Annotated in this window: 23 protein-coding genes; 2 read left to right on the plus strand and 21 right to left on the minus strand. The window is 45.2% G+C overall.

Going from position 1 to position 25,557, the window contains the following annotated elements; genetic code table 11:
* Positions 1-157: 157 nt before the first annotated feature.
* The 13 genes from B5F53_RS18005 to B5F53_RS18065 form a co-directional block, all read right to left on the minus strand.
* Positions 158-823 (minus strand): DUF3786 domain-containing protein, encoded by a 666-nt coding sequence (locus B5F53_RS18005; RefSeq protein ID WP_087226567.1) that lies wholly within the window; start codon positions 821-823, stop codon positions 158-160.
* 18 nt (positions 824-841) lie between these two features.
* Positions 842-2,779 carry a corrinoid activation/regeneration protein AcsV gene (gene acsV, locus B5F53_RS18010; protein WP_087226570.1) on the minus strand — a complete coding sequence of 646 codons (1,938 nt, stop codon included), beginning with the start codon at positions 2,777-2,779 and terminating at the stop codon, positions 842-844.
* A 105-nt stretch (positions 2,780-2,884) separates the two neighbouring features.
* Complete coding sequence (gene acsE, locus B5F53_RS18015; RefSeq protein WP_087226573.1) at positions 2,885-3,670, minus strand: carbon monoxide dehydrogenase/acetyl-CoA synthase methytransferase subunit; 786 nt, start codon at positions 3,668-3,670, stop codon at positions 2,885-2,887.
* Between the two features lie 39 nt (positions 3,671-3,709).
* Positions 3,710-5,053 carry an acetyl-CoA decarbonylase/synthase complex subunit gamma gene (gene acsC / locus B5F53_RS18020; protein WP_087226576.1) on the minus strand — a complete coding sequence of 448 codons (1,344 nt, stop codon included), beginning with the start codon at positions 5,051-5,053 and terminating at the stop codon, positions 3,710-3,712.
* A gap of 26 nt (positions 5,054-5,079) precedes the next feature.
* Positions 5,080-6,021, minus strand: a complete 942-nt coding sequence (gene acsD / locus B5F53_RS18025; protein ID WP_087226579.1) for an acetyl-CoA decarbonylase/synthase complex subunit delta — start codon at positions 6,019-6,021, stop codon at positions 5,080-5,082.
* Positions 6,022-6,099: 78 nt separating this feature from the next.
* Positions 6,100-8,226 carry an acetyl-CoA decarbonylase/synthase complex subunit alpha/beta gene (gene acsB / locus B5F53_RS18030; protein ID WP_087226582.1) on the minus strand — a complete coding sequence of 709 codons (2,127 nt, stop codon included), beginning with the start codon at positions 8,224-8,226 and terminating at the stop codon, positions 6,100-6,102.
* 105 nt (positions 8,227-8,331) lie between these two features.
* Complete coding sequence (gene acsB / locus B5F53_RS18035; RefSeq protein WP_087226585.1) at positions 8,332-10,461, minus strand: acetyl-CoA decarbonylase/synthase complex subunit alpha/beta; 2,130 nt, start codon at positions 10,459-10,461, stop codon at positions 8,332-8,334.
* 24 nt (positions 10,462-10,485) lie between these two features.
* Positions 10,486-11,250 carry an ATP-binding protein gene (locus B5F53_RS18040; protein ID WP_087226588.1) on the minus strand — a complete coding sequence of 255 codons (765 nt, stop codon included), beginning with the start codon at positions 11,248-11,250 and terminating at the stop codon, positions 10,486-10,488.
* A 26-nt stretch (positions 11,251-11,276) separates the two neighbouring features.
* The gene (cooS, locus tag B5F53_RS18045) at positions 11,277-13,169 is read right to left on the minus strand and encodes an anaerobic carbon-monoxide dehydrogenase catalytic subunit (protein ID WP_087226591.1); all 1,893 of its coding nucleotides are present in this window, start codon (positions 13,167-13,169) and stop codon (positions 11,277-11,279) included.
* 143 nt (positions 13,170-13,312) lie between these two features.
* The gene (locus B5F53_RS18050; RefSeq protein ID WP_087226594.1) at positions 13,313-14,083 is read right to left on the minus strand and encodes a nucleotide-binding protein; all 771 of its coding nucleotides are present in this window, start codon (positions 14,081-14,083) and stop codon (positions 13,313-13,315) included.
* Between the two features lie 27 nt (positions 14,084-14,110).
* Entirely contained in the window at positions 14,111-15,043 is a 933-nt protein-coding gene (locus B5F53_RS18055; protein ID WP_087226597.1) for a methylenetetrahydrofolate reductase, read from the minus strand.
* Between the two features lie 64 nt (positions 15,044-15,107).
* Positions 15,108-15,290 (minus strand): CooT family nickel-binding protein, encoded by a 183-nt coding sequence (locus tag B5F53_RS18060; RefSeq protein WP_087226600.1) that lies wholly within the window; start codon positions 15,288-15,290, stop codon positions 15,108-15,110.
* Between the two features lie 32 nt (positions 15,291-15,322).
* Positions 15,323-15,649 carry a cobalt transporter gene (locus B5F53_RS18065; RefSeq protein WP_087226603.1) on the minus strand — a complete coding sequence of 109 codons (327 nt, stop codon included), beginning with the start codon at positions 15,647-15,649 and terminating at the stop codon, positions 15,323-15,325.
* 348 nt (positions 15,650-15,997) lie between these two features.
* Here B5F53_RS18065 and B5F53_RS18070 point away from each other — a divergent pair, with 348 nt between their 5' ends.
* A complete protein-coding gene (locus tag B5F53_RS18070) occupies positions 15,998-16,789 on the plus strand; it encodes an aldo/keto reductase (RefSeq protein ID WP_087226658.1) in 792 nt (263 codons plus the stop codon).
* A 104-nt stretch (positions 16,790-16,893) separates the two neighbouring features.
* On the opposite strand, the gene B5F53_RS18075 is transcribed toward B5F53_RS18070, so the two are convergent.
* The 4 genes from B5F53_RS18075 to B5F53_RS18090 are packed head-to-tail and all read right to left on the minus strand — an operon-like array spanning position 16,894 to position 21,240.
* Entirely contained in the window at positions 16,894-17,907 is a 1,014-nt protein-coding gene (locus B5F53_RS18075; RefSeq protein ID WP_087226606.1) for an NAD(P)H-dependent glycerol-3-phosphate dehydrogenase, read from the minus strand.
* Between the two features lie 2 nt (positions 17,908-17,909).
* Entirely contained in the window at positions 17,910-18,563 is a 654-nt protein-coding gene (gene plsY, locus B5F53_RS18080) for a glycerol-3-phosphate 1-O-acyltransferase PlsY (RefSeq protein ID WP_087226609.1), read from the minus strand.
* A 3-nt stretch (positions 18,564-18,566) separates the two neighbouring features.
* Complete coding sequence (gene der / locus B5F53_RS18085; protein ID WP_087226613.1) at positions 18,567-19,892, minus strand: ribosome biogenesis GTPase Der; 1,326 nt, start codon at positions 19,890-19,892, stop codon at positions 18,567-18,569.
* Positions 19,831-21,240, minus strand: coding sequence for a DUF512 domain-containing protein (locus B5F53_RS18090; RefSeq protein ID WP_087226616.1), 1,410 nt, complete (start codon positions 21,238-21,240; stop codon positions 19,831-19,833). Before B5F53_RS18090 ends, der begins: the two co-directional genes overlap by 62 nt.
* Before the next feature lie 254 nt (positions 21,241-21,494).
* On the opposite strand from B5F53_RS18090, the gene B5F53_RS18095 reads away from it, so the two are divergent.
* Complete coding sequence (locus B5F53_RS18095) at positions 21,495-22,667, plus strand: ribose-phosphate pyrophosphokinase (RefSeq protein ID WP_087226619.1); 1,173 nt, start codon at positions 21,495-21,497, stop codon at positions 22,665-22,667.
* Between the two features lie 60 nt (positions 22,668-22,727).
* Here the strand turns inward: B5F53_RS18095 and pgeF are convergent, their stop codons facing one another.
* From pgeF to ylqF, 4 genes are read right to left on the minus strand one after another with little or no spacing between them, the layout of a single operon-like run.
* Entirely contained in the window at positions 22,728-23,576 is an 849-nt protein-coding gene (gene pgeF / locus B5F53_RS18100; protein ID WP_242970366.1) for a peptidoglycan editing factor PgeF, read from the minus strand.
* Between the two features lie 13 nt (positions 23,577-23,589).
* Positions 23,590-23,943 (minus strand): YraN family protein, encoded by a 354-nt coding sequence (locus tag B5F53_RS18105; protein WP_087226622.1) that lies wholly within the window; start codon positions 23,941-23,943, stop codon positions 23,590-23,592.
* Positions 23,940-24,695: a ribonuclease HII gene (locus B5F53_RS18110; protein WP_087226625.1), complete on the minus strand. Its 756-nt coding sequence runs from the start codon at positions 24,693-24,695 to the stop codon at positions 23,940-23,942. The genes B5F53_RS18105 and B5F53_RS18110 overlap by 4 nt, the downstream gene beginning before the upstream one ends.
* Positions 24,695-25,555, minus strand: coding sequence for a ribosome biogenesis GTPase YlqF (gene ylqF, locus B5F53_RS18115; RefSeq protein WP_087226628.1), 861 nt, complete (start codon positions 25,553-25,555; stop codon positions 24,695-24,697). The genes B5F53_RS18110 and ylqF overlap by 1 nt, the downstream gene beginning before the upstream one ends.
* Positions 25,556-25,557 lie beyond the last annotated feature (2 nt).

A 25,557-nucleotide genomic window follows, 5' to 3' on the forward strand; every position in this document is an offset into this window, starting at 1 on the left:
TCCAGATACTTGTCATCAATCCCCGCTTTTTCTGCAATCTTTGTGATTGGCTCCATTGTACATTCCTGTGCAATTTCGATGTCAGTTTTGAATCCCATAGAAAAAACCTCCTTTTACCATTTCGTAAAATTTTTATTAAAACAGGTGTTCCTGTTTTTTATGAAAGAACTTTTAAAAAAGATTTAAGTGAACCGATAATTACATCCCCCATCACGGCCATATCCTCTGCCTCAAAGGACGCCGGAAAATTATCGGAAAACAGTATTTGTGAGGAAGGCGGAAATTCATCGTCTCCTTCCCATAAGATTAATTGGATATGATAATTTTTCACAATTTCAATCTCATAGGAACAGTCTCCGAATTTGATTTTCTCTCCCCCGATATGCTCCATGATTTTTGCAAAATCAGCAAGCCGGTTTCCATATGTGAAGGCCAGTCTTTTAATGCATCGTCCGTCAAACTGTCTTAAATAAACTTCTCCCCAGGGCATCTCCCTGTAAGTCTTATATTTTCCCGAAGATTTTGTATCATTTCCATTTAACAGGAAACGGATGACCAGGATCTTTGCATAAATCATTTCTTCCAGAGGATAAAATCCTCTCTCATCTTCTATATGGTTTACCTGAAAATCCGGCCAGGTAATCTGATAGGTACTTCCAAGGAAATATAAGGTCAGTCTCCTGCTCTCTTCCTCATAAGGAATCTGCAGCCTCTGAGCGATTTCTTTGGGATCCGCTTTTTGATACAGTTCCAGATAATGCTCCCAGGGCATTCTTTCCTTACTGTCCTTTTCGTAGTTTAAATCTTTTAAATTAAAAGCCATTCTTTTGTCCTGCCTGTCTTAGTTTTTCATATTTTCCATAACCGAAGGGAACATGGTTGTGTCTGTATGCGGGATAAAGCAAGCCCCTACAAATTCATCCATATAAGACGGAATTGCCGACAGCTCCATATAGGTCATATTGGATGCCAGCTCATAGGTCTTTCTTTCGGCCTGTGTGGAAAGGAGCATCGCATAAGCTCCGCAAAGAGAAGAGTTTCCGATGTAGTGGAATTTCTCAATGGGAATATCCGGGAACATCCCGATATTGACCGCATTTTTCATATTGATTCCACTTCCGATTCCTCCGGCTACATATACATCATCGATCATGGATACGTCGAAATCCAGAGAACTCAGCATGGTACGGATAGCGGAGAAGATAGCTCCTTTGGCGCGGATGAAGTTATCAATATCCGTCTCTGTGATTTCCACGTCTTTTACGGATCCGGCCTCCTCTTCAAAAGCCAGAACATAACTTCCCATACCAAATTCGTCGTGTTTTATCCTCTTTCCTTCCCTTATAAACTTTCCTTTCGGATTAATGATTTCACACATAAAAAGCTCGCTGATTACATCGATAATCCCGGAACCGCAAAGGCCGATGGGTTTGGTTCCCTCTTCTCCCACTACCGTAAATGTTGGTTCCATGGTTTCTTTATCAATGGTGCAGGCTTCTATGGCTCCGTCAGTCGCTCTCATTCCGCAGCTGATATCGCCGCCTTCAAAAGCCGGTCCCGCTGAGCAGGCGCAGCTCATCATAAAATCAGAATTTCCGAAAACCAGCTCTCCGTTAGTTCCCAGGTCAATAAACAGGGAAAACTCCGGCCGGTTCCAGATCATACTGATTAATGTTCCGGCAGTAATGTCGCCTCCGACGTAACTGCCGATGTTCGGCGCCACAATAATATGGGCGTCTGGATTAATATCAATTCCCACATCAGATGCGAAGAGGGAATTTGTTTTAAAGAATGCGGGAATATAGGGTTCCATTCTGAGAGGATCCGCGTTAATTCCTGCAAACAGATGATTCATGGTTGTATTGGATGCAACACTCATACGGTAAATCTGACTTCTGGGAATTCCTGCATTTCTGCACATCTCCCGAACCATAGGATTGATTGTCTCCTTTATAATCGCATCCTGTAATTTTCTTTTGCCTCCTGGCTTCTGAGATTCAATAATACGGTTGATCACATCTGCTCCATACCGAATCTGTCCGTTTCCGGCAGAACCTTTAGCCAGTATTTCTCCATTTTCCATGTTGATAATTACGGCTGATACGGTTGTGGTTCCGATATCTACCGCTAATCCTGCAACTACAACTTCCTCCTGACTTCCGAATACATCGTAAACAAACATATCGTTGGGAGTTGTACGCAGTACACATTTTATATCAAAATGATTTTCCCTTAATACATCCGGGAGTTTCTTTAAAACGGCATAAGGAATTCTTACCCGCTTAATGTTCAGAAAACGTCTCAGCGCTCTGGTCAGACGCTCGTTATCCGGCATCGTATCGTCCAGAGTCGGCTCATCCATCTTTACTTCTACTATATCTAAACTATTAGTCAGTGGAATTCCTGCAAATTCCACATCCGCTTTCGCTCTTTCAAAAATGGCTATTTCCTCTTTTGAGCTTAAATCCGCAACTTTCATTCTGCTTTTATAAGCAGACGCAATATCTGGCACAATTACGGTTACATCGTCGCAGACGGTGCTTACACACGCCAGTCTCCATCCTTGTTCGTACTCTTCATCTGATATATGAAGCGTCTTTTTCGAATCCAGCCCTCCGCTTTTTAACTGCACCCGACATTTCCCACAGGAAGCATTTCCGGAACATGGAGCATCAATCGCTACATTTGCCTCTCTGGCTATTTCCAGAAGATTGTCTCCCTGGTTTGCATAAGTCTCAACTGAATTTCCATCCTCGAATGCAAACGTCACCTTAAACATAAAGGTATCCACCTTTCTCCATAGCCTTTTTCATTTTAGGGGACTAAAAGGCAGTGCCCCAGTCCCCTATCATCATGTTTATCCTATATGTTGTTCCTGTACTTTTTAGATTTCAAGATAAGAATCTGCATATAATGTATTGTCTTTGAATACATCACAGGATTTGATTGTTTCCATCAGTCTTAAATCACATGGATTTACGATTGCGGAAGTCAGACCCTGCATCATACACATAGCTACTAAAGCGGAATCCATAATCGGACGGATATGTTTTGGCATACCGTTGGAGTTATTGGATAATCCGCCTGTAGAATTCAGGCCCATATCAGAGAACATTTTAATAGCTTCCAGAACCTGCATCTGCTTGTCCTGCATACCTTTAACTACCAGGAATAACGGGTCAAACCATAAGTCCTGAGGATCCATTCCCAGACCCATACCTCTTTCCAGCATGTTCTGGCAATACATCATACGCTCGTCGTTGTCTGAAGGAATTCCTTCTGCGGAGCACAGAGCAATAACGATTGCATCATTTGCTGCTGCGAGGTCAATATTTTCGATTCTGCCGCCTGCATCTGCGGAGTTTACGATTGGTTTTCCTTTTGCTCTGTTGTATACAGAAATACCAGCTTCGATAGCTTTCTTATTTGCTGTATCCAGTGCAAGAGGAACGTTGTCGAAGTTTTCCTGAAGCAGTTTAACTGCCCATTTCATTAAATCTTCTCCATCGTTTTCAGCAGGTCCGATATTTACATCAAGATATGTAGCGCCAGCATCCAGCTGTTCCTTTGCTCTTTTTAAAATCGGCTCTGGATTTCTTGTTGCCATTGCTTCACGAATAACTGGTGAAATACAGTGAATTCTTTCCCCAATTGTCACAAATTTTGCCATACTTACGTTCTCCTTTACATTACATGTTATATTTGCCTGTTATGCCTGCATATCTTTTAAGAATTTTACAAGCTGTACAGCTTCTCTAGGTCCTACGATAATTTCCCATCCGGGAAGCTTCGCTTCAATGTCACCCTTTAAGACAGCTACTTTACCAGGAATAACCAGTTTTCTGCATTTAACCTTTGGCTCAACTTCTTCCTGAATGAATTTTGCTACTGTTGAGGAAGACAGTTTGCCGGCAGCCCATGCGGTTAATACGGATAATCCGCCTGCATCGCTGATTAACAGGTTACATGGAACACCGGAACGCTCCAGCTCGCCAGATACAACGAAATAGGTAAGAGCAAAGTCTACGGTTGTCAGGCAGAGAGAATTCTCGTCTGCGCCGTTCAGTGGATAGATACCCGGCTCTACTTTCATTGGTTTCTGAGGATCGGTAAATACATTCTGACGCAGTCCGTAAATCGGAAGTGCTTCTGCATAAGTCATCTGATCCATTACAACGATGGAACCATATTTCATGGTAAATACAGATGCCAGAGCAGCCTGCATATATTTATCTCCTGCTGCAACCTTTGTCAGGTTTACAATAGAAGGATAACCGAAAGTTCTGTCCTGATCTTTTACAGATGCACGACGAACCTGAACCGCATTTCCAAATGCTTCTTTTACGCTTGCTCCTGTTACGTCCAGAACTAAGTTCTTGTTTCCGGATTTCTCCAGTGCTGCAACTGTATCATATAATTCATTTAAGTCTTTTCCTGATACACCTAATACTACGCCTGCATCCGTTGCGACTTTACTCATTGCTTCATAGTTAGAAGCATTTGCACCGTTGAGGATCGGTTTGTTGGCTGCGCAGACAGCCAGAGCTTCTGCTGCCACATCCGCATCTTCACAATCCAGAACCAGAATTCTTCCTGTTTCGTTTGCTTTCTTAACAATATCCAGGAAATTATCTTTGTGTTCTCCACAATAAGCTACGTTGATCATTTCTACGAACATTCTCTCGCCGATACGTTCGTAATCTACTTTTTTAATTTCTTCAATCTTTGCATCTACTGCTGCCGCATCCATACAGCAATCCAGTTTTACTGCATATCTTGTCTTACTCACAAAAGTTTTTTCATGTCTGAAAAGAACGGTCTCACCGCCCAGGCTGTACTCTGCATCGCCTGTGCCGACTTTGATTGTCTTCATTGGCGGAGCAGTTGCCTCAGATAATGCGTCCAGCGCTTCCTGTGACATATGCGGACATGCGGAAATATCCATAGCGCCCTGTGCAACTTTCATAGAGAAAGCCATACATGTGGGGCATCCGCACTCCTTACAGTTTTTCTTTGGTGTCATTTTAAAGATCTGAATACCATTCAGTGCCATATCTTCTTCCTCCTATTATTCTTCAATTACACAAGTTCTTTAATCATCTTAGAAATGGTTGCCACAGACTGAGGATGTCTTAAAATAACTGCGTCAGAACCTGCTGCCAGGTCTGCTGCTGCTGTCATGATTTCCATATCGATTCCTCTTTCGTCCTGAGGTCCCCATTCCGGCATATCAGCTTCAGAAGCCATAGCCTCTTTCACGCTCCATGTCTCGGATGCAACTGGTGTAATAATAGGCATCTGGAGCATAGCATCATTCTGAGATAATGCTGCACCTTTAATACGGTCCATAGTGGATGCCACGTATTCATAACCGTATCCTGCACATGCGGTACCAACATTCATAACGATCTTCTTCGCGTCAACACCTAACTGTGTTGTCACAACGTTTAACTGTTTTGCAAGGTTGATGTCAACCGCTGATTCAGCGCCTACGATCTGGTTGTATGCCAGTCCGGCTGCTGCGCCGATTGCTTTGTAGTTTTCTTCTTTTTCAGCAAGGATCAGAACATTTTTACCCTGCAGAGCTTCTGCTACCTTCGGAAGCAGTTCTGCGTCTTTTTCTACGTTCTTGCATCCTTCCACAACTAACGGACAGTCAACTGCAGCTGCAACTTCGTTTACAATCGCAATTAATTCGTCCACAGATTTATCTGCTCCGTTTGGATCTCCGCCTTCCAGATACAGAGCTACAAAATCTGCGCCTTCCATTTCGGATGCCTTCTTTGCGATTTCGCCCATTGTGGCCGCGCCATCATAATAAGCTTTGATTCCTGCTGACATACCTTCTAAGCCCATATCAGTAATCTCAACACCTACCTTAGGTGCATTTTCTGCTGGAGCGTCAAAAGTATAGAATGGGAAAGTAGATCCTCCACCCAGTGTAACAGCTTTCTCTCCGCTTCCGATGGTAACTGTGTTAATCTGTGCATTAAACTTTTGTGGTTTCTGATTAAACGGCATTTCTCGTTAGCCTCCTTAATGAATTTTATTTGACGCACAACTATGCAGTTATACGCGCAGTATCTTCTATTTATTATACTACATCATTGGTTCCATTGACAAGGCAGGATGTTGATGTTCTGTCAAAAATGCAACCAATGTTTCCGGATCGGTGGCAATTGTTTCATCTCCGATCATGTCGGTAAAATTCTCAATGCCATACAGCTCTCTGGCTGTTTTATTCAACCGTTCCGCCACCGTCTCTTTTAATTCTTTCGGCATCCACACGATACGTTCAATACCGCCTTCTGCCTTCATAAATTTCTTAGAACCGATGAAATGTTTTCCATGGCCCATAAAACCTGGGGTCTGCACACCGCCGCCGGTCATGGACGCCATTTCCGGGAAGGTCATTCCCAGAGGAGTCATCCCTGCATATTCCCGGTTGGCGATCACCACTCCGTTGCTGAACGGTTCGATACCGCAGATACATTCGAAGCATCCGCAGGAGGTCATGGGATCCTGCATGATGGAATACAGGGTTACATGCTCCAGGGCACCCTGAGAGAATTTCTTCACCGCTTCATCCACGTCTTCATAGGCGCCCAGATTTTCATCAATCGGTTTCTCTTTGGTTACTATCTGGCAGGGGCCTGCCGGATCCAGTTCGTTGGTGGCTTTCGCATCCAGCCAGGATACGGCGCCGCACAGTCCCAGACGCTCCGGTGTGACGATACATACATGGGACGGGGAGAATGCCTGGCAGAGGATACAGCTGTAGTAAACGTCTACGGATTCATCGGTTAACGTCTCCAGTCTTGCATCTCTTCTATCAAACGCAGGAACGGCCACCTCATGACGGATTCTGGTACATTCTGCCGGATCAGTATAAATCTTCACCTGGCATTTATCTACCACCGCTTCAAATTCATTTTTCACCTGGGCATAAAGGACTTCTCCAATATGTTTTGCCCGAAATCCTGCTTCGTAAGCGTCCTTGCTGATACGGATACGGAACATATCTCTCTGTCCTGTATGGTAAACGCCTTCAATACAGTTGATGTAGTTATGGAACTTACGTTCAATAACCGGTTCGAAATCAGGCTGCATTTTCTTTCCGGCTACCTCTACCACATAGGCCAGACTGTGTTTGCTTCCCAGTTCAAACGTATCCACATCCGGTCCGATCACTTCAATTTTATGATCTTCTACCTCGTCCATTTCCTTTGTCTGCACCAGCTCGGCGCAGTCCACACGGGAACCATCGAATTCCACCTGCATATCGCCCCTGCGGATGATTTCTCCCTCAAAAGCGGATGCAAAAGCAACGGGAATATCGATGTTCGTAATTTTGATTTTAATATTTCTGGCTTCCAGAGATACTTTGTTAAAGTCTGCCACATTTGGGCAGGCAATTAAAGCGCCGGGAACTTCCACGATATTTTCATTTTCATTGGAAATTACCGGGAAGCCCAGTTTTATGGCTCCTGCACCTGCTGCCAGAATCACGTCGTCCACCGGTTTAAAGGCATTGACAAAAGCCGGTACACGTTCCGCCGTATAGCTCAGCAGGCTTCCTGCGTCGCCCGGTGTTATGTTTCCGAAAATAAGTGCAGCTCTCAGAGCCACAGAAACAACATGAATAACGGATGTTACATCTTTTCCAAGGGGAACGATTCTGAGATTATATCCCATCTTCAGACCCAATTCGGTCGCCTGTTCAATGATTCCTCCCACTAAGGTAACAAGGATTCCCTGTGCCTGATAACTCTTAATCAAATCGACACCTTCCTGTGCCGTAGGCGCTGAACCTAAAATTACAGCCACTCCGGGAATATCACCGGTTACAAGGGGAACGCCCAGTTCACGAATGACAGAGTCTGCCAAATGACCATAGCAGGGCTCTTCATAAGGTACCGCACCGTCCAGATACTTTAATGCTTCAATAAATTCTGCACACAAGGCTGTGGCAACTCCGGACATCAGAGCATCCTCCAGCTCATGTTCTCTGGTCATCAGACTTTTTACTACGGTTAAAGCCTCTCTTAACTCTCCCAGGGTCTTTACTTTCACACCGGTTACGGAATAATAGCAGGGAAGGCAGTATGCTGTATGCGGGAATCCCACAGCCTTGTCTTCTCCATGCTGAGAAATTGCATTTTCTACCGCCTCTGCAGTCAGTCCGTATACCGCATCGCTGCCGCTGAAAATTCTGTTAATCAACATTTTCCATTCATCTCCAATTCTTTTACTTTCTGAGAGCCGATTTCTGCTTTTACACTATGGGCTGCTGCAGAACATGTCTATCCTGCGGCAGCCCTTTTTCACTAATTACATCATTGGATCCAAACCTAATGCCGGATGGCCTTTTTCTGTTAAGAAAGCAACCAGTGTTTCCGGATCTTCTGCGATGGTTTCGTCTCCGATCATATCGGTAAAGTTTTCAATTCCATATAATTCTTTGGCTGTCTTGTTCAGACGTTCTGCCACAGTCTCTTTCAGTTCTTTCGGCATCCATACGATACGCTCAATACCGCCTTCTGCCTTCATGAATTTCTTAGAGCCGATGAAGTGTTTTCCATGTCCCATGAATCCCGGTGTCTGTACACCGCCGCCGGTCATGGACGCCATTTCCGGGAAGGTCATTCCCAGAGGAGTCATGCCCGCATATTCACGGTTGGCAATCACCACTCCGTTACTGAACGGTTCGATACCGCAGATACACTCGAAGCATCCGCAGGAGGTCATGGGATCCTGCATGATGGAATACAGGGTTACGTGCTCCAGGGCGCCCTGGGAGAATTTCTTCACCGCTTCATCCACGTCTTCGTAGGCGCCCAGATTTTCATCAATGGGACGTTCCTTGGTTACTACCTGGCAGGCGCCTGCCGGATCCAGTTCGTTGGTGGCTTTCGCATCCAGCCAGGATACGGCGCCGCACAGTCCCAGACGTTCCGGAGTTACGATACATACGTGGGACGGGGAGAATGCCTGGCAGAGGATACAGCTGTAGTAAACGTCTACGGATTCATCGGTCAGGGATTCCAGACGCTCGTCACGTTTGTCAAAGGTAGGAATTGCCACTTCATGGCGGATTCTGGTACATTCTGCCGGGTCGGTGTAAATCACAACTTCACACTTGTCCACAACGGCGTCAAATTCGTTCTTTACCTGGGAGTATAAAACTTCTCCGATATGTTTAATCTTAAATCCGGCGGCAAAGGCGTCTTTGCTGATACGGATTCTCTGCATATCTCTCTGGCCGGTGTGGTATACGCCTTCAATGCAGTTGATGTAGTTATGGAACTTACGCTCAATAACCGGTTCAAAGTCAGGCTGCATTTTCTTTCCGGCAACTTTTACCACATAGGCAATGCTGTTCTTGCTGCCCAGTTCCATGTCGTCCACTTCCGGACCAACCACGGTAATCTTGTGGTCTTCGATTTCGCTGGCTTCGCAGGTATGTACCAGTTCGGCACAGTCCACACGGGAACCGTCGAATTCCACCTGCATATCGCCGCGGCGGATGATTTCCCCTTCAAAGGCAGAAGCAAAGGCAACCGGAATATCAATGTTGGTAATTTTAATCTTAATATCGCGGGCTTCCAGGGAAGTTGCATTAAATTCTTCCACTTTCGGCTGTTTGATTAAGCTCTTCGGTACGGAAGGTGTATAGTCCATGTCGTTTGTCACAACCGGGAATCCATAATAGATAGCGCCTGCACCACAGGCAACCGTCTTTTCATCCAGCGGTGCAAATGCATTTACAAATGCACGGAAACGGTTGAAGGTATATTCCTGAAGGGCTTTCTTATCTCCAGGTGTGATATTACCGAAGATCATAGCAGTTCTGCAGGCTGCAGATACGGCATGGGCAACAGAAGAAATATTTTCTCCGATTGGGAATACACGTACGTTAAAGCCTGTCTTATAATTTGCTTCTTTTAACTGTTCGATAATTCCGCCTACCAGACATACGAAGTTACCCTGAGCCTGATAGCTCTTAACCAGTGCGCAGGCTTCTTCTACTGAAGGAGCAGCATTGATAATAACAGCAATACCAGGAATATCGCCGGTTACAAGGGGAACACCCAGTTCACGAATCTGAGCGTCTGTCATATGTCCCAGATACGGCTCTTCGTATGGTTTCTGGCCGTCCACATATTTCATAGCTTCAATTAACTCTGCTGATAAAGCTGTTGCAACACCGGAATTAAATGCAGAATCCAGTCTTCTCTCTCTCAGCATGATGGTTTTAATATAATCCAAAGCTTCTTTTGCTTCTTTTAATGTGGTGATTTTTGTGCCTGTTTCTGCATAGTAACAAGCCAGTGTGTATGCTGTATCCGGAAATCCCACAGCCTTATCTTCACCATATTTGGCAATGGCATCGTTTACAGCTTTTTCCGCTTCCGCGTACATGCTGTCATTTCCATTAAATACAATATCAAATAAAAGCACAGTTCTACCTCCTAATTTATCCGATCACTGGTGATCTATTTTCTCTTTGATTTTCACAATTTCATTGGTTACCGTCTCACTGAAGTCATAAGGGGATTTTCCCTGTCGATCAGCATCAATAACCTCGGTATTATAATGAACCATCCCAAGAAGGTCTTCCGCCGGAATCTTGGTGCGGATGAATTCTTCATCTTCTTCGTTGCGAACCTTATTAGCCACAACTTTTACCTGCCCCACTCCCAGATCGGAAGCCAGTCTTTTCACATTCTTATAAGTCTGGATGCTTCTTGCTCCCGGTTCAATGACTACGATAAACTCATCCATGCCCTCCGTGGTTCCACGGCCAAGATGCTCAAGGCCGGCCTCCATATCCAGGATAACCACGTCATCCCGGTGAAGAACCAGATTATTCAAAATTCTCTTCAGCATCACGTGTTCCGGACAAACACATCCGGCTCCGCCTGTCTCCACAGTTCCCAAAACTAACAGTTTCACTCCGTTACAGGTTTTTCCGTATGTGTCCGGAATGTCGTCTACTTTTGGGTTGACCCGGTAAAACTGATTTTGTGCATTGGCGCCGGTACGTTCTTCCACCAGCTTTCTCATTTTGGATATGGGAACAATGGAATCCAATGTTTCTTCATCAAATCCCAGCGCCAGTCCCAGATTTGCATCCGGATCCACATCCGCCGCCAGTACATTTTTTCCTTCTTCTGCATATAAACGTGCTAACGTTGCTGCAAAAGTCGTTTTTCCAACTCCGCCTTTACCGGTTACTGCAATTTTCATAAGTTATCGCGCCTTTCTTTTTCTTGTTAAATACCTAATGCTGTTCTCTTTTCTTCAATTCTTTCGATCATCAGATCACCTAATTTGTCAATATCATGTTCAACTGTGTATTTTGCCTCTACCCAGTCTTCCAGTCCGCCTTTTAACAGACCGTCTACAACATCGGAACCATATGCATAAGGCTCAACGCCAAGATATGTATCAATACCTGTTGCAACAACATAGTTACCGATGGATACGGCTTTTTCTGACATCCATTCAGGAGCACAGCCTACCAGCGGAATCTGAGAAATATTCCAGCCGGAGTCTTTTGCAATTCTGGAAGCCAGAACCATCATACGGCTGATATCAACACAAGATCCCATATGAAGTACAGGAGGAATATCTGCCAGTTCGCAGACACGTTTCAGACCTGCGCCGCAAAGATCTTTTGCTCTCTTGTCCATCAATCCTGCTTTCGCTGCTGCCTGTGCAGAACATCCGGAAACTACAAGAATAATATCATTTGCAATCAGTTTCTTCATCAGCTCAATATGTGCAGCGTCCGGACGAACCTTCGGGTTGTTACATCCAACCATTGCCACTGCACCGCGGAGTACGCCTGATTTCACACAGTCAACTAACGGAACCATGGTGCCCATTTCATCTACATGGGTGTTGGCTACGCCGTCCAGTTTCTTTTCGATCTGCTCTACAGAGAAACCTACGTATGCTTTCTGTTTCATATCAGGAATATAAACTAAATCGTTATTTCTGTTTTTGAAGTTTTCAATCGCAGTTTTAACGATCATTTTTGCGTTTTCCCCTGCTGTCTTTGCATTGAAGCGGATAAAATCAGAATCCGGCATCTGTGCTACAGGAGAGGTTGTGATAAACTTGGTATGGAAACATTTGCTTAATGGTCCAAGAGCCGGGAAGATACACTGTACGTCTACGACAATTGCCTCGCAGGCTCCTGTCAGAACAACATTTTCCTGCTGTAAGAAGTTACCTGCCATCGGTACGCCGCGGCGCATTGCAACTTCATTGGAGGTACAGCATACACCGGATACGGTAATTCCCTGTGCGCCCATGGATTTTGCATAATCAATCATTTCCTTGCTGTCTGCATATTCGCAGATCATTTCGGAAAGACTCGGATCATGACCATGTACTACGATGTTTACATTTTCTTTTACCATAACGCCTAAGTTGGCTTCTGTTTCTACTTCTCTCGGGGTACCGAATAAAACGTCAGAGAACTCAGTTCCCATCATGGAACCGCCCCATCCGTCTGACAGACCGGAACGCAGGGACTGACGAATCAGAGCTTCCGGAAGAGAAGAACATCCCATGTGAGTCATATGCATAGAGCAGGAAACTTCCCGGTCAATTGCTCTTGGCTCGATTTCTTCTCTCTTCCAGATTTCCTGGGTATGTTCCGGAGCACGTTTCAGGAAGATCAGTTTTCCGAATGGTTTACCATATTCCATCAGACCTTTTTCTGCTACTTCATGAGCTACATCATAAATGTCTCTTCCTTCTGTCTCTACACCGAACTCTTCTGCAAGACGCATCAGTTTTTCCGGATCTTTTACTTTGTAGTTTCCGTCCGCTGCTGTCTCATACAGAGTATGGGCGATCTCACGTCCGTGATCAGAGTGTGTTGCAGATCCGCCGGCTGTAAAACGAAGATAATTTCTTCCTACAATACCATGCACGTCACATCCGCAGATACCTTTCGGCGCTTTCTTCGTAATCCGGCAGGGACCCATGGAACAGATTCTGCAGCATACGCCGGATTCTCCGAATTTACAGTGAGGAGTCTGATTCTTAACACGAATCTGCCAAGCGTCCGCACCTACTTTCGCGCCTGTTTCCAACAATCGATTGGTAGCCGCTTCAAACTCGTCAACTGTAGTTAATTTGAATTCACTCATTATAAACCTCCTTCAAGTTTTGCACATTATGTACATTCTCATGATATAATTTATTCAACCGCCTGAAGGAGAACATCACATCCTCCCCCAGGGGTTATTTTTACCCACAATATTCCTTGCTGCATACACAGCAAGGAATATTCTTATAAGCCAAGCTTATCAACAATTTCATGCAAAGCTTTTTTCACCGGATTGTCATCAGGCAGACTGGCTGTCGGTTTCCCGTCACAGTCATATTCATAGACCTGATCATCCTGAGGCACAACTCCCAGTAAATCCAACCCCTGAATTTCTATTTCTTCTTTGATTCCATCATTCAGCACACCTTTGGGTGCCCGGTTCACAATCAGCCCAACTCTCTGGGGATGCATATCGCATTCTTCGATCAGTTTTGCAATACGGCCCACTGCCTGAATTCCTCTTCGGGAACAGTCGCTGACTAAAATCGCCGTCTGCATACTGGGAAGCACTCCTCTGCTGATATGCTCCATTCCGGCCTCATTGTCTACTACAATATAAGGATAATTATTCTGATATTTTGCAAGCTGTGCCTGTAAAAGTCCGTTTACATAGCAGTAGCAGCCTTTCCCCTGGGTTCTTCCCATTACCAGAAGATCAAAATCATCATCCTCAGCCAGCGCAGAATTGAAGCGGATTTCCGCCCAATCGGCCTTGGACACTCCTCTCGGAATCGGATTTTCTGACGCCATTTCCGCCCGTGCAATTTCCTCTCTCACTTCTCCCAGGGTGGTTTCAATCTCCACTCCCAGAACCTCGTTCAGATTGGAATTGGCATCAGCGTCCACAGCTAAAATAGGACCCTTTCCCTTTTCTCCCAAGTACTGTATCAACATTCCACATAAGGTAGTTTTTCCTACGCCGCCTTTTCCTGCGACTGCAATTACATGTGCCATAAATCCGGCGCCTCCTGAATCTGAATTTTAAACAAGTGTACGAAGTCCGGATCTGTCAATGATTTCAGATACGTCTTTCCACTTATTTAATGCATACAGATGGATACCATTTACACCCAGTGCACGATATTCATCAATCTGCTTAATAGTATATTCAATACCTTCTTCTTTAAACTCTTTTACTTTCTTCTCATAGAACATATCAAACGGTTTGCCCTCAGCATCCTTCGGATTGAAAGGATTCGGGAACAGCCAATGTCTGGAAATCAGTCTGGAAAGTTCACGATCCATTACACAGCCGTTACGTGACAGAGCCATGTTAATGGTAGCTGCCTGATCCAGAATCGGCATGATGCCTACGTCTACCGGCATAGTTACGCCTGCGGTACGGATAGCATCCAGCCAGCGTTTGAACTGTTCCATATCCCAGCAAAGCTGTGTCATAATGTAGTCTGCTCCGTTATCCTGTTTCTGTTTCAGAACTGCAATGTCTGAATCCAGGCTGCGGCAGGAAATATGTCCTTCCGGAGAACCTGCTACTGCAATTTCAAATTTATCGCCATACTGATCTTTTACAAATTTTACAAGATCTGTAGCGTATTCGAAATCACCGCATGTGGTTGTTTCGCCCAGCGGAATATCGCCGCGCAGAGCCAGCATATGATCTACGCCTTCTTCCAGATACTGGTCAAGCTGCTCTTTGATTCCTTCTTTTGTGTTGCGGATAACGGTAAAGTGAGTAACAGGGATTGTGCCTGCCTTCTTAATCATCTGACAAACTTCTCTGTTGGCTCCTACGTTTCCGCCGCCTGCGCCGTATGTACAGGAAATGTATTCCGGATTATATTTGCTCAGATGTTCGATTGTTCCCGGAAGATTTGCCATACCTTTCTCTGTTTTCGGCGGAAAAAGCTCAAAGGAAAGGAGCATTTTCTCTTTCATCGCTTCTGCTAATTTCATAATTGCTACCTCCATTTTGTTTTTTCTTCTTAAATCTATCTAAGGCTTTACAGCCATAGGCTCTTTAATCAACCTCCAGCTTCACAATGCTGTTGGCCAGATCCACCATAAGAATTCTGCCTTCCACCTGGGTTTCCTCCCCCATAATGTCTCTCAGAATAATCTTTGTTCCATCCACATCAATACGGCTGACATTTTTCAGTATCACCGACTGATCGCTTTCTTTATATACTGTAGCCAGACACATGTCTGCTCCCTCCTTTATTTTGCTTACGCCGGCTATTTTTCAAGCTGCTCTTTCACCATACTCAGGGCCAGACTCAGTCTCATATTGCCTTTCTGAAAATCAGAAACCCCTTCCCGAATCATTCTGGCAGCATCGTCCATATTTAACTTCTGAAGGTTTTCCGCCATCTGATCCAGTTCCGCCGCATGATGTTCATTGTGCTGCAGCATATAGGTCAGAAGAGCCACCGTTTCATCCTGGCAGTTCCCTCCGTTCTGGCATCCGCCGCAGTGTTGGTGGGAATGTCCCTGTTCCTGGCTGCATCCATGCTCATGTCCGTGCTGAATGGCGTTGCCATTCTCGTCTTTTATTATGTGCATTTCAAGCTCCTTTCAATCAAAGTACCGGAACACATGCCCCGTGTCTCTGCTTTCTGATAATATTTTATCAATATGTAGTTATTATACAACGTTCCGCCTGCTATAGCAAGGAAATATTCTTAATTTTTTATGAAATACGCCAAAATTTTATGCAGTATCGCCATATTTTTTCTATACACGTCTTTATTTTAACATTGTCGTTATTTATTTAACGTTTTAAATTTTAGGATTTTGTAAAAGTTTATATGTTAATCGGACATATTTATGTGGTATACTGGGTAACAGAGTTTAGTTAAGGGAGGAATTTTTTTGAATAGCAAAACTGTTTTTTTAAACACAGACGAGGAAATGCCCTTATTGGGTTTAGGAGTATATAAAGCGGTTGGCGAAAACGAAGTGGAAACAGCAATTCTTCATGCTGCAGATGCAGGTTACAGACTGATTGATACAGCCTCTGCCTATGCCAATGAAGACGGCGTGGGACGGGGAATTGCACAGTGTGGAATCCCCCGTAAAGATCTTTTCATCACTACCAAAATCTGGAACAACGCACAGCGTCTGGGAGATATTACCGGAGCTTTTAACCGCAGCCTGGAACGGCTTCAGCTTGATTATATTGATTTGTATCTGATACACTGGCCTGTCCCCGGCTGTTTCCTGAACACCTGGAAAGAACTGGTAAAGCTGTACGAAAGCGGCCGTGTGCGCTCCATCGGAGTCAGCAATTTCGAAATCCGCCATCTGGAGGAACTGGCCTCTGTATCCGATGTGGTTCCCGCAGTAAATCAGATTGAATTTCATCCTTACTGGTACCAGAAGGAACTGCTGGAATACTGTAAATCAAAAGGAATCCAGGTACAGGCTTATGCACCTCTGGCCAGAGGCGCCTATCTGGATAATGATATTATCTGCGTACTGGCTACAAAATACGGCAAAACTCCTGCCCAGATCGGTCTTCGATGGGCTCTGCAGAAAGGGGTGGCCGTTATTCCCAAATCCACAAACCCTCAGAGAATCGTAAGCAACGGAGATATTTTCGATTTTGAAATCGAAGAAGAGGATATGGCATACATCGACCAGCTTAATCAGAATTTCAGAAGCGCAGGCATTCCTGAAGATTTGCAGGGAACGGCTTTTTAAGAAAAAGGCCGCCGGGTTTCCCTGTCACTACATAGAGATACCGTATCATTGTACGTAATAAAAACGTGTACAATGATACGGTATCTTTTTATCTCTCTTATTTCTTATTTTTCCCAGGGAAGCATGGGATTTTCCACCTTTTTGTCCCGCAGCATCAAATCTTTCACCGCTTCTGAAGCCGCCTTATCTTCAAACAGGACTTTATTTACTTCATTGATAATCGGCATCTCAACCTGATATTTCTCAGAAAGGCCTTTGGCAGCTTTCGCAGAATAAACGCCTTCCACCACCATCTTCACTTCGTCCATCGCCTCTTTCATGGTATAGCCTTTTCCCATCAGATACCCGGCTTTCCGGTTTCTGCTGTGTACGCTTGCACAGGTTACAATCAGATCGCCGATTCCGGACAGACCGTACAGTGTCTCCAGTCTGGCGCCCATGGCGACTCCCAGTCTGGCGATTTCTGCCATTCCTCTGGTAATTAACGCAGCTTTTGTATTATCTCCGTAACCCAGTCCGTCTGCGGTTCCGGCAGCCAGGGCGATTACATTTTTCAGAGAGCCGCCCAGTTCCACTCCCAGAATATCCGGAGTCGTGTAAACACGAAAGACCGGATTCATAAAAATCCCCTGCAGGTATTCTGCCGTTTCCTGTGTTCTGGCGCTGACGCATACGGTAGTCGGAAGTCCTCTTCCCACTTCTTCTGCATGGCTGGGGCCGGAGAGAACGGCCACATCTGCCTGAGGGATTTCCTGTTCAATAATCTCGCTGAGAGTCATAAAGCTTCCCTCTTCGATGCCTTTTGCCACATTCACAATCTTCTGGCCCTTCCGTACATAAGGGGCCATACTGTGGGACGTGCTTCTTGTAAAAGGAGAGGGCACCGCCAGAACTGCTACGTCCGGATCTTTGAGACATCCTTCCAAATCTGTGGTAATCTCCATATCTTCCGGCAGTTTCACCCCCGGAAGCTTGGACTCATGCTCCCTTTTTTCTTTCAGCATTTCCACCTCTTGTTCAATTACAGACCAGAGCGTTACCTCATGTCCGTTATTGCTGAGAAGCAGCGCCAGAGCAGTTCCCCAGCTCCCGGCCCCCAATACACTGATTTTTGCCATATTTACCTCTCTCCTTTCCTCTTCTTACTGAGATAAATTTTATTTTCTGTTCCTTTCAGCAGTCTGCCGATGTTTTGTCTGTGCCGGTAAAATGCCAGCACAGTCAGACCAAGCATCACTGCGTCTAATTCCAGGATATGGGCTTTATCCATTCCATACTGTCCCATCTGTCCCAGAATCACAATTCCCGCAAACGCCGCCGCATAAGCACTGAGAGAACACAGAGACACATAATGGGTGAGAAAATAAATGCTAAAGAAGATTACAGCGCAGAGAATAAAAAGTCTCCAGTCAAAAGCAAGCAAAAGTCCCACAGATGCCGCAATCCCCTTTCCTCCCCGAAATTTCAGATAAAACGGGAAATTATGTCCCAGTATACATCCGGCCGCCGCATACAGACTTAAAAGCGGCAGAATTTCCTTCTGAGATTCTCCGAAAACAGCTCTTACAATCAGTACCGAAATCACACATTTTAAACAGTCGCCCAGCAGCGTCAGGGCGCCCGCTTTCTTCCCCAATGTCCTTAAAGCATTGGTTGTTCCTGCATTTCCGCTTCCATGTTCCCGAATATCCATATGATGCATACGGCCGTAAATATAAGATGTCTGAAAGAGGCCGCATACATATCCGATAAGAAGACACAGTAACCGTTCCATTGTTTATTCTTTTTCCCCTCTCTCACGTATAATAAATTTCAGTGACGTCCCTCTGAAGCCAAAAGCATCCCGAATCCGGTTTTCCAGATACCGGACATAGGAAAAATGCATCAGCTCTTTGCTGTTAACAAAGACTACAAAGGTTGGCGGCTTCACTGCCACCTGCGTCATATAGTAAATTTTCAGACGTTTTCCTTTATCCGAAGGCGGCTGCTGCAGCGCCATAGCCTCTGTCAGAATTTCATTTAACACCCCGGTCTGGATACGAAGAGTCTGATTTTCAATGACCATATCAATGGTCTCATAAAGTCTCGGAAGCCGCAGTCCCGTTTTCGCTGATATGAAAATCAGCTCCGCATAAGGCATATAGGCCAGAACTTCCCGGACTTTCGCCGTATGCTTATATATGGTCTTGTCATCCTTTTCGATGGCGTCCCATTTATTTACGGCAATAATTACGCCTTTTCCTTTTTCATGGGCGATTCCCGCGATTTTTGCATCCTGTTCCGTAACACCTTCCGTGGCGTCAATCATAATCAGCACCACATCTGCCCGTTCCACAGCCGTCACCGTACGGATGACGCTGTATCTTTCAATATCTTCTTTGACTTTTCCCTTTCTTCTCAGCCCGGCTGTGTCAATAAAGATATATTCTTTTCCCTGCCATTTCACCCTGGTGTCAATGGCGTCTCTGGTGGTTCCGGCAATATCGGATACGATCACACGGTCTTCCCCGATTAATTTATTCACCAGGGAGGATTTTCCCACATTGGGTTTCCCCACAATTGCAATTTTCGGAATCTCTTCTTCCTCTTCCTGTTCCTTCTGCTGCGGGAAATGACGGACGATTTCGTCCAGCATGTCCCCGATTCCCAGACGGGATGCGGCTGAAACCGGCACCGGATCCCCGATTCCCAGATTATAAAACTCATAGACGTCTACCATAAATTTCTCGAAACTGTCTACCTTATTTACTACCAGTACCACCGGTTTCTTACTCCGGCGCAGCATATCCGCAACCTTCGCGTCTGCGTCTACCAGTCCCTGGCGGACGTCGGTAATAAACACGATTACGTCTGCCGTGTCTATGGCAATCTGCGCCTGTTCTCTCATCTGCGACAGAATCACATCACTGCTGTCCGGTTCGATACCACCGGTATCAATCATGGTAAAAGTCTTATCCAGCCAGGATACGTCTGCGTAAATTCTGTCTCTGGTTACTCCCGGCGTATCTTTTACAATAGATATTTTTTCTCCGGCTAATGCGTTAAACAGGGTGGATTTCCCCACATTCGGTCTTCCCACAATAGCCACTATTGGTTTGCTCATAAATTTGTCTCCTTCTTAATTTGGCATTTTCCCGGGGAGGTTCTAAAACTGCTTTTACAAAATCCTCTCCCCTGGTATCCACAATTACAATAGGAACTTTCAGTTCCTCCTTTAATTGGGCAACTGTCAGATCATCTAAAAAGACATCTTCTCCGCTGCGCAGCATATTGCAGGGGAGCAGAAGCTTTTCTCCCAGTTTTTGTCCCTGTAACTGTTCTATTAAATCTTTCCCGGTTATCAGTCCGGAAACTGTTATTTCCTCTCCGAAGTAAAAATTGGTAATGGGAAACACCTGAATGTCCACCTGGGGATATTTCTCCTGAATTCTCTTTATATGAGACTCCATAAAGGGAGTGGCCAGTTTCCCGGTAGCAATGGATGCTTTTATCTTTCGGCTGTCCCCTTCTCTCTTCTTCATCTCTTCCTTAATCTCTTCTTCCAGAAGGCGCAGCATTCCTACTCCGTTTTCATACTGGGGGTAACCGTCGTATCTGTCATCTGAGGGCAGTTCCTGCCCGGCCAGAATATACCATTCATCGGAAGCGTGAACAAAGTGAATCCCCCACTTTTTCTTCATTGCTTTCTGGAAACGGTGAATCGTCTCTAAAACTTCCCGTGCATCTTCTTTTGTAAAAGGCTCCAGTGGATACAATCCCTCACGGAATCTGGTCAGTCCTACCGGAACCACCGAAACGCTTTCCATTACCGGGGCAAATGCCGATAAATCCGTCAGGCTTCTCTCCAGCTCTTCCTTATCATTTATCCCTTTACACAGAACAATCTGTCCGTTTAACTCAATTCCCGCCTCATAAAGTCTGCGGATTTTCTCTAAAATATCTCCGGCAAACCGGTTGTGCAGCATCTGACACCGAAGCCTGGGGCTGGTGGTATGAACAGAAATATTGATAGGCGACAAATGATACTGGATCACCCGATCCAGATCCTCATCTTTCATATTGGTAAGAGTCACGTAATTCCCCTGAAGGAAAGAAAGTCTGGAGTCATCGTCCTTAAAGTACAGAGTTTCTCTCATTCCCGGAGGCATCTGATCAATAAAACAGAAGATACACCGATTGGAACAGGAACGGTACTCGTCCATCAGCCCGTTCTCAAATTCAATTCCCAGATCTTCTTCATATTCTTTTTCCACTTCCAGGAGCCACTCTTCCCCGTCTTCTTTTTCTATCAGAAGCTCTACATATTCTTCATTCATTAAATAATGATAATCAAAAACATCTCTGACCGGCGTATCATTCACCGCAAGAAGCTTATCCTTTGGCCGTAAACCCAGTTCTTCGCCAATACTTCCCGGCTTTACGCAGGCGATGATGTGCTTTTTTAGTTTCATTGAGGCATTATCTCCGTCATATTGATTTTCTTCCCTGTTTTCTCTCTTCATCCTTAGTATACAAGGATGCGTTTCTAAGGGCAAGACTTAATTCATACAGAGACTATCATACCAATTTCAGACGTAAAAAGCAATAAATTCCTTGACGGGGGTAGGGGCAAATGTTATAAATGTATTAGGATTCATAAATAAACAATAAGGGGCTGTTACAGAAATTCCATTTCTTTAACAGCCTTAATATACGGAGGACTCTTATGCCAAATATTGAATTATTGGAAAAATCAATGCCTGTTGCCCCAATAAAGATTGCCGCCCTGGCAGGATGTCAGGATTTAGCAAAGGAAGTCGATAAAAAATTAGTAAAATTTCGTAAAGAGCTGGTTACCCATAATCAAATTGGAATTACACCTCAGGGATACAGTGAAAAAACTTTTCTGGTTGACTGCGAATGCCCGCGTTTCGGAACCGGAGAAGGAAAAGGATACATCAAAGAATCCGTCCGCGGTGTGGACCTGTTTATTATGGTAGATATTACAAACTACAGCCTTACTTATAAAGTATGCGGACATGTGAACCACATGTCTCCTGATAACCACTACCAGGATTTAAAACGTATTATTTCCGCTGCAACGGGTAAGGCCCACAGAATTAATGTAATTATGCCTTTCCTGTATGAAGGACGCCAGCACAAACGCTCCAAGAGAGAATCTCTGGACTGCGCCCTTGCCCTGCGGGAACTCAGCGACATGGGAGTCTCCAATATTATCACCTTTGACGCCCACGATCCCCGGGTACAGAATGCCATCCCTCTGAAAGGGTTTGATAACTTCTTCCCCACCTATCAGTTCCTGAAAGCTCTGCTGCGCAGCGTACCGGATTTCAAACCGGACAACGATCATCTCATGATCATCAGCCCGGATGAAGGCGCTATGTCCAGAGCCGTATATTTCTCCAACATTCTGGGTGTGGATATGGGGATGTTCTATAAAAGAAGGGACTACTCCACCATCGTAAACGGAAAGAACCCCATCGTTGCCCATGAGTTCCTGGGAGATTCCGTAAACGGAAAAGACGTCATCATCATTGACGATATGATTTCTTCCGGTGAAAGTATGCTGGATGTGGCAAAACAGATTAAAGAACGCCATGCAAACCGTGTCTTTGTCTGCACCACCTACGGCCTTTTCACAGACGGTCTTGCAAAATTCGATGAATATTATGAGAAAGGGTATCTGGATAAAGTCATTACCACCAACCTAAATTACCGGGATCCGGAACTTTTGACACGCCCTTATTATGTAGAAGCCAATATGAGCAAATATCTGGCAAGTATCATGGATATTATTAACCACGACGTCTCCGTGGAAAAAGTCCGCTCCAGCAATACCAAGATTATTGATCTGATGAACAAAGTAAGAAATAACTAAGATGCAGCAAACAAAGAGTACAAGTCCTTCCTGAGCGAGGGACTTGTACTCTTTGCGTTTTTACCGGATTCCCAGAAAAGCTCCCAGGTTTCCTCTCTTCCCCTTTGAAGCTCTGTGAGAGAACAGAAAGTCGGGGTTACAGCAGGTGCAGATTCCCGGCATCTGAATATGTTCCGGAAGGATTCCCGCCTCCAGAAATACAAATTCATTGGCTTTCCATAAATCAAGCTGGTATTTCCCGTTTTCTTTTCTATAATACAGGGCTTCCTGCTGTTTTTCTGTGAAATGCTCCTGAAACTGCCTGATTACATCTTCGCTGACTTCATAACACTTCTGACAGATGGACGGCCCCACAGCCGCCAGCAGTTCTTCCGGTCTGGTGCCAAACTCTCTCTCCATGGCCTCCACAGTAACCTTTCCGATTTTCCCCACAGTTCCCTTCCAGCCGGAATGGGAAAGTCCCACGGCTTTGTGGACAGGATCTATGAAAAATAGGGGAACACAGTCTGCATAGAAGGTAGCCAGAACCACACCCGGCTCATTGGTAATCAGACCGTCCACATCCGTGAAATTTTTCGGCCTTGTTATTCCCTTTCCCCGATCCTGCTTTCCCACTCTCCTTACATTGGTGGTATGGGTCTGATCGGAGCAGACCAAATCCTCTTTTAAAAAGCCTATGGCTTCCGAAATTCTTCTGAAATTCTCCTGGACTGCTGTCTCTTCATCTCCTCTGGTAAAGCTTAAATTCATGGAGGAATACATTCCCTGACTGACTCCTCCCAGACGGGTACTAAACCCATGGACATACTCCTTCTGATCCTTCCAGCCAGGGTAAACCAGATAGATCAGGTCTCCTTTTTTCTCAGGAACCATGTGCTGCCCTTCCGGCAGACTCCAGATAATCTCCATCTTCATTCTCCTTTCACCTGCGGTAATCAAAAGCGTTGCGCAACAGCGTAATCTTCCGTCCGTCAACCCCTACCACATCGAAACGGCAGGGAACGTCTTCTCTGTATTGTTTCTGCATGAGATAGTGCAAAGCGGCTTTTGAAATTCTTCTCTGTTTTTGCGGGGTTACTGCTTCGATAGATCCTCCCCGGCTGTCTCCCGAACGGTACTTCACTTCCACAAAGACCAGATACTCTCCTTCTTTTGCAATCAGGTCAATTTCCCCCTGCCTGCACCGGTAATTGCGTTCTATAATCTCATAGCCCCGGCTTTCCAGAAACCGGGCCGCCGCTTCCTCATACCGGCTTCCAAGTTCCCGTTTATTCATATAAAATTCCCGATAAAGGACTGACGGTGAATCGGAGAAGGGCCGTATTTCTTCAGCGCCTCTATGTGAGCTGCCGCTCCGTATCCTTTATTGGAGGCAAATCCATACTCCGGCATCTGTTTATCGTATTCCGCCATCATCCGATCTCTGGTTACCTTAGCTACAATGCTGGCTGCCGCAATGGAAATGCTCTTTGCATCGCCTTTTATGATAGGCACCTGGGGAATCTCCACCTGAGGGATTGTAACCGCATCATTTAATAAAATCTGAGGTCTTACCGGCAGTTTGGAAATGGCCATCCGCATAGCTTCGTAGGTAGCATTCAGGATATTAATTTCATCAATTCTGGCCGGACTTGCCATTCCAATTCCAATTCCTACCGCTTCCTTTTCTATCTCCTGATACAGCTCTTCTCTTTTAGCTGCAGAAAGCTTTTTGGAATCGTTAATGTAGAGAATCTGACAGTCTTTCGGAAGAATTACCGCGCAGGCCACCACCGGTCCTGCCAGAGGGCCCCTTCCTACTTCGTCAATTCCGCAGACGTATCCCATGTGTTCATATTCTCTTTCATACTGCTTCATCTGCTCTGTCCGCTGCCGTTCCAGCTCCAGTTTTTCTTCCTGCTTTTTATACTTTTCCAGCAGGTTTTTTACGCCTTTTCTCTCATCCGAAGCGTACTTTTCATACAGTTTTTTCCACCCGGCCGCAGGCATATTTTCAAACTCTTTTTTAATACTTCCAATGGTAATCATCATGCCTTCTCCTGATTCAGAGGAACGTCTTCCAGGGTGATTCTTCCCAGTTTCCCGCTTCTGAAATCATCTAATAAAATCCCTGCTGCCTTGCTGTAGTCCAGTTCCTGTCCTTTCAAAATACAGTTTCTGCTCTCTGCAACAGCCTCCAAAACAGCAACCGGCTTTCCTTCTTCTGAGATTCCATAACGCTCTGTGAGAGCTCCCGGATAACGGGTGCACAGATTCTCAATAAGCAGAAGAGAAAGTTCATCTATATTCAGTATATCATCTTTAATAGAACCGATAAAGGCCAGCCTCACACCCACAGCCTGGTCTTCAAACTTGGGCCATAAAATCCCCGGCGTATCCAGAAGTTCCACGTTTTTATTGAGGCGGATCCACTGTTTTCCTTTGGTTACTCCCGGCTTGTTTCCGGTTTTCGCACAGGCTCTTCCTGCAAAGGTGTTGATAAAAGTGGATTTCCCCACATTGGGAATTCCCACTACCATGGCACGGATAGGACGGTTTTTAATTCCCCGGCGTCTGTCTCTTTCTATTTTCTCCTTGCAGGCCTCCAGAATAATTCCCTGCAGGCTTTTCACCCCTGCTCCTGATTTGGAATTTATTTTCGCCACAAAAAAACCTTTCTCCTGGAAATACCTGGCCCATTTTTCATTTGCAGCATCGTCTGATAGGTCTGATTTATTCAGTAAAATTAATCTCGCTTTGTTCTTTCCCAGCTCATCAATATCCGGATTCCGGCTGGATAACGGAACTCTGGCATCAACCAGTTCGATTACCAGATCGATTAATTTCATATCTTCCTGCATCATCCGTCTGGCCTTTGTCATATGGCCGGGATACCACTGTACATTCATTT

The organism is Blautia sp. An249 (assembly GCF_002159835.1).
Classification (GTDB): domain Bacteria; phylum Bacillota; class Clostridia; order Lachnospirales; family Lachnospiraceae; genus Blautia_A; species Blautia_A avistercoris.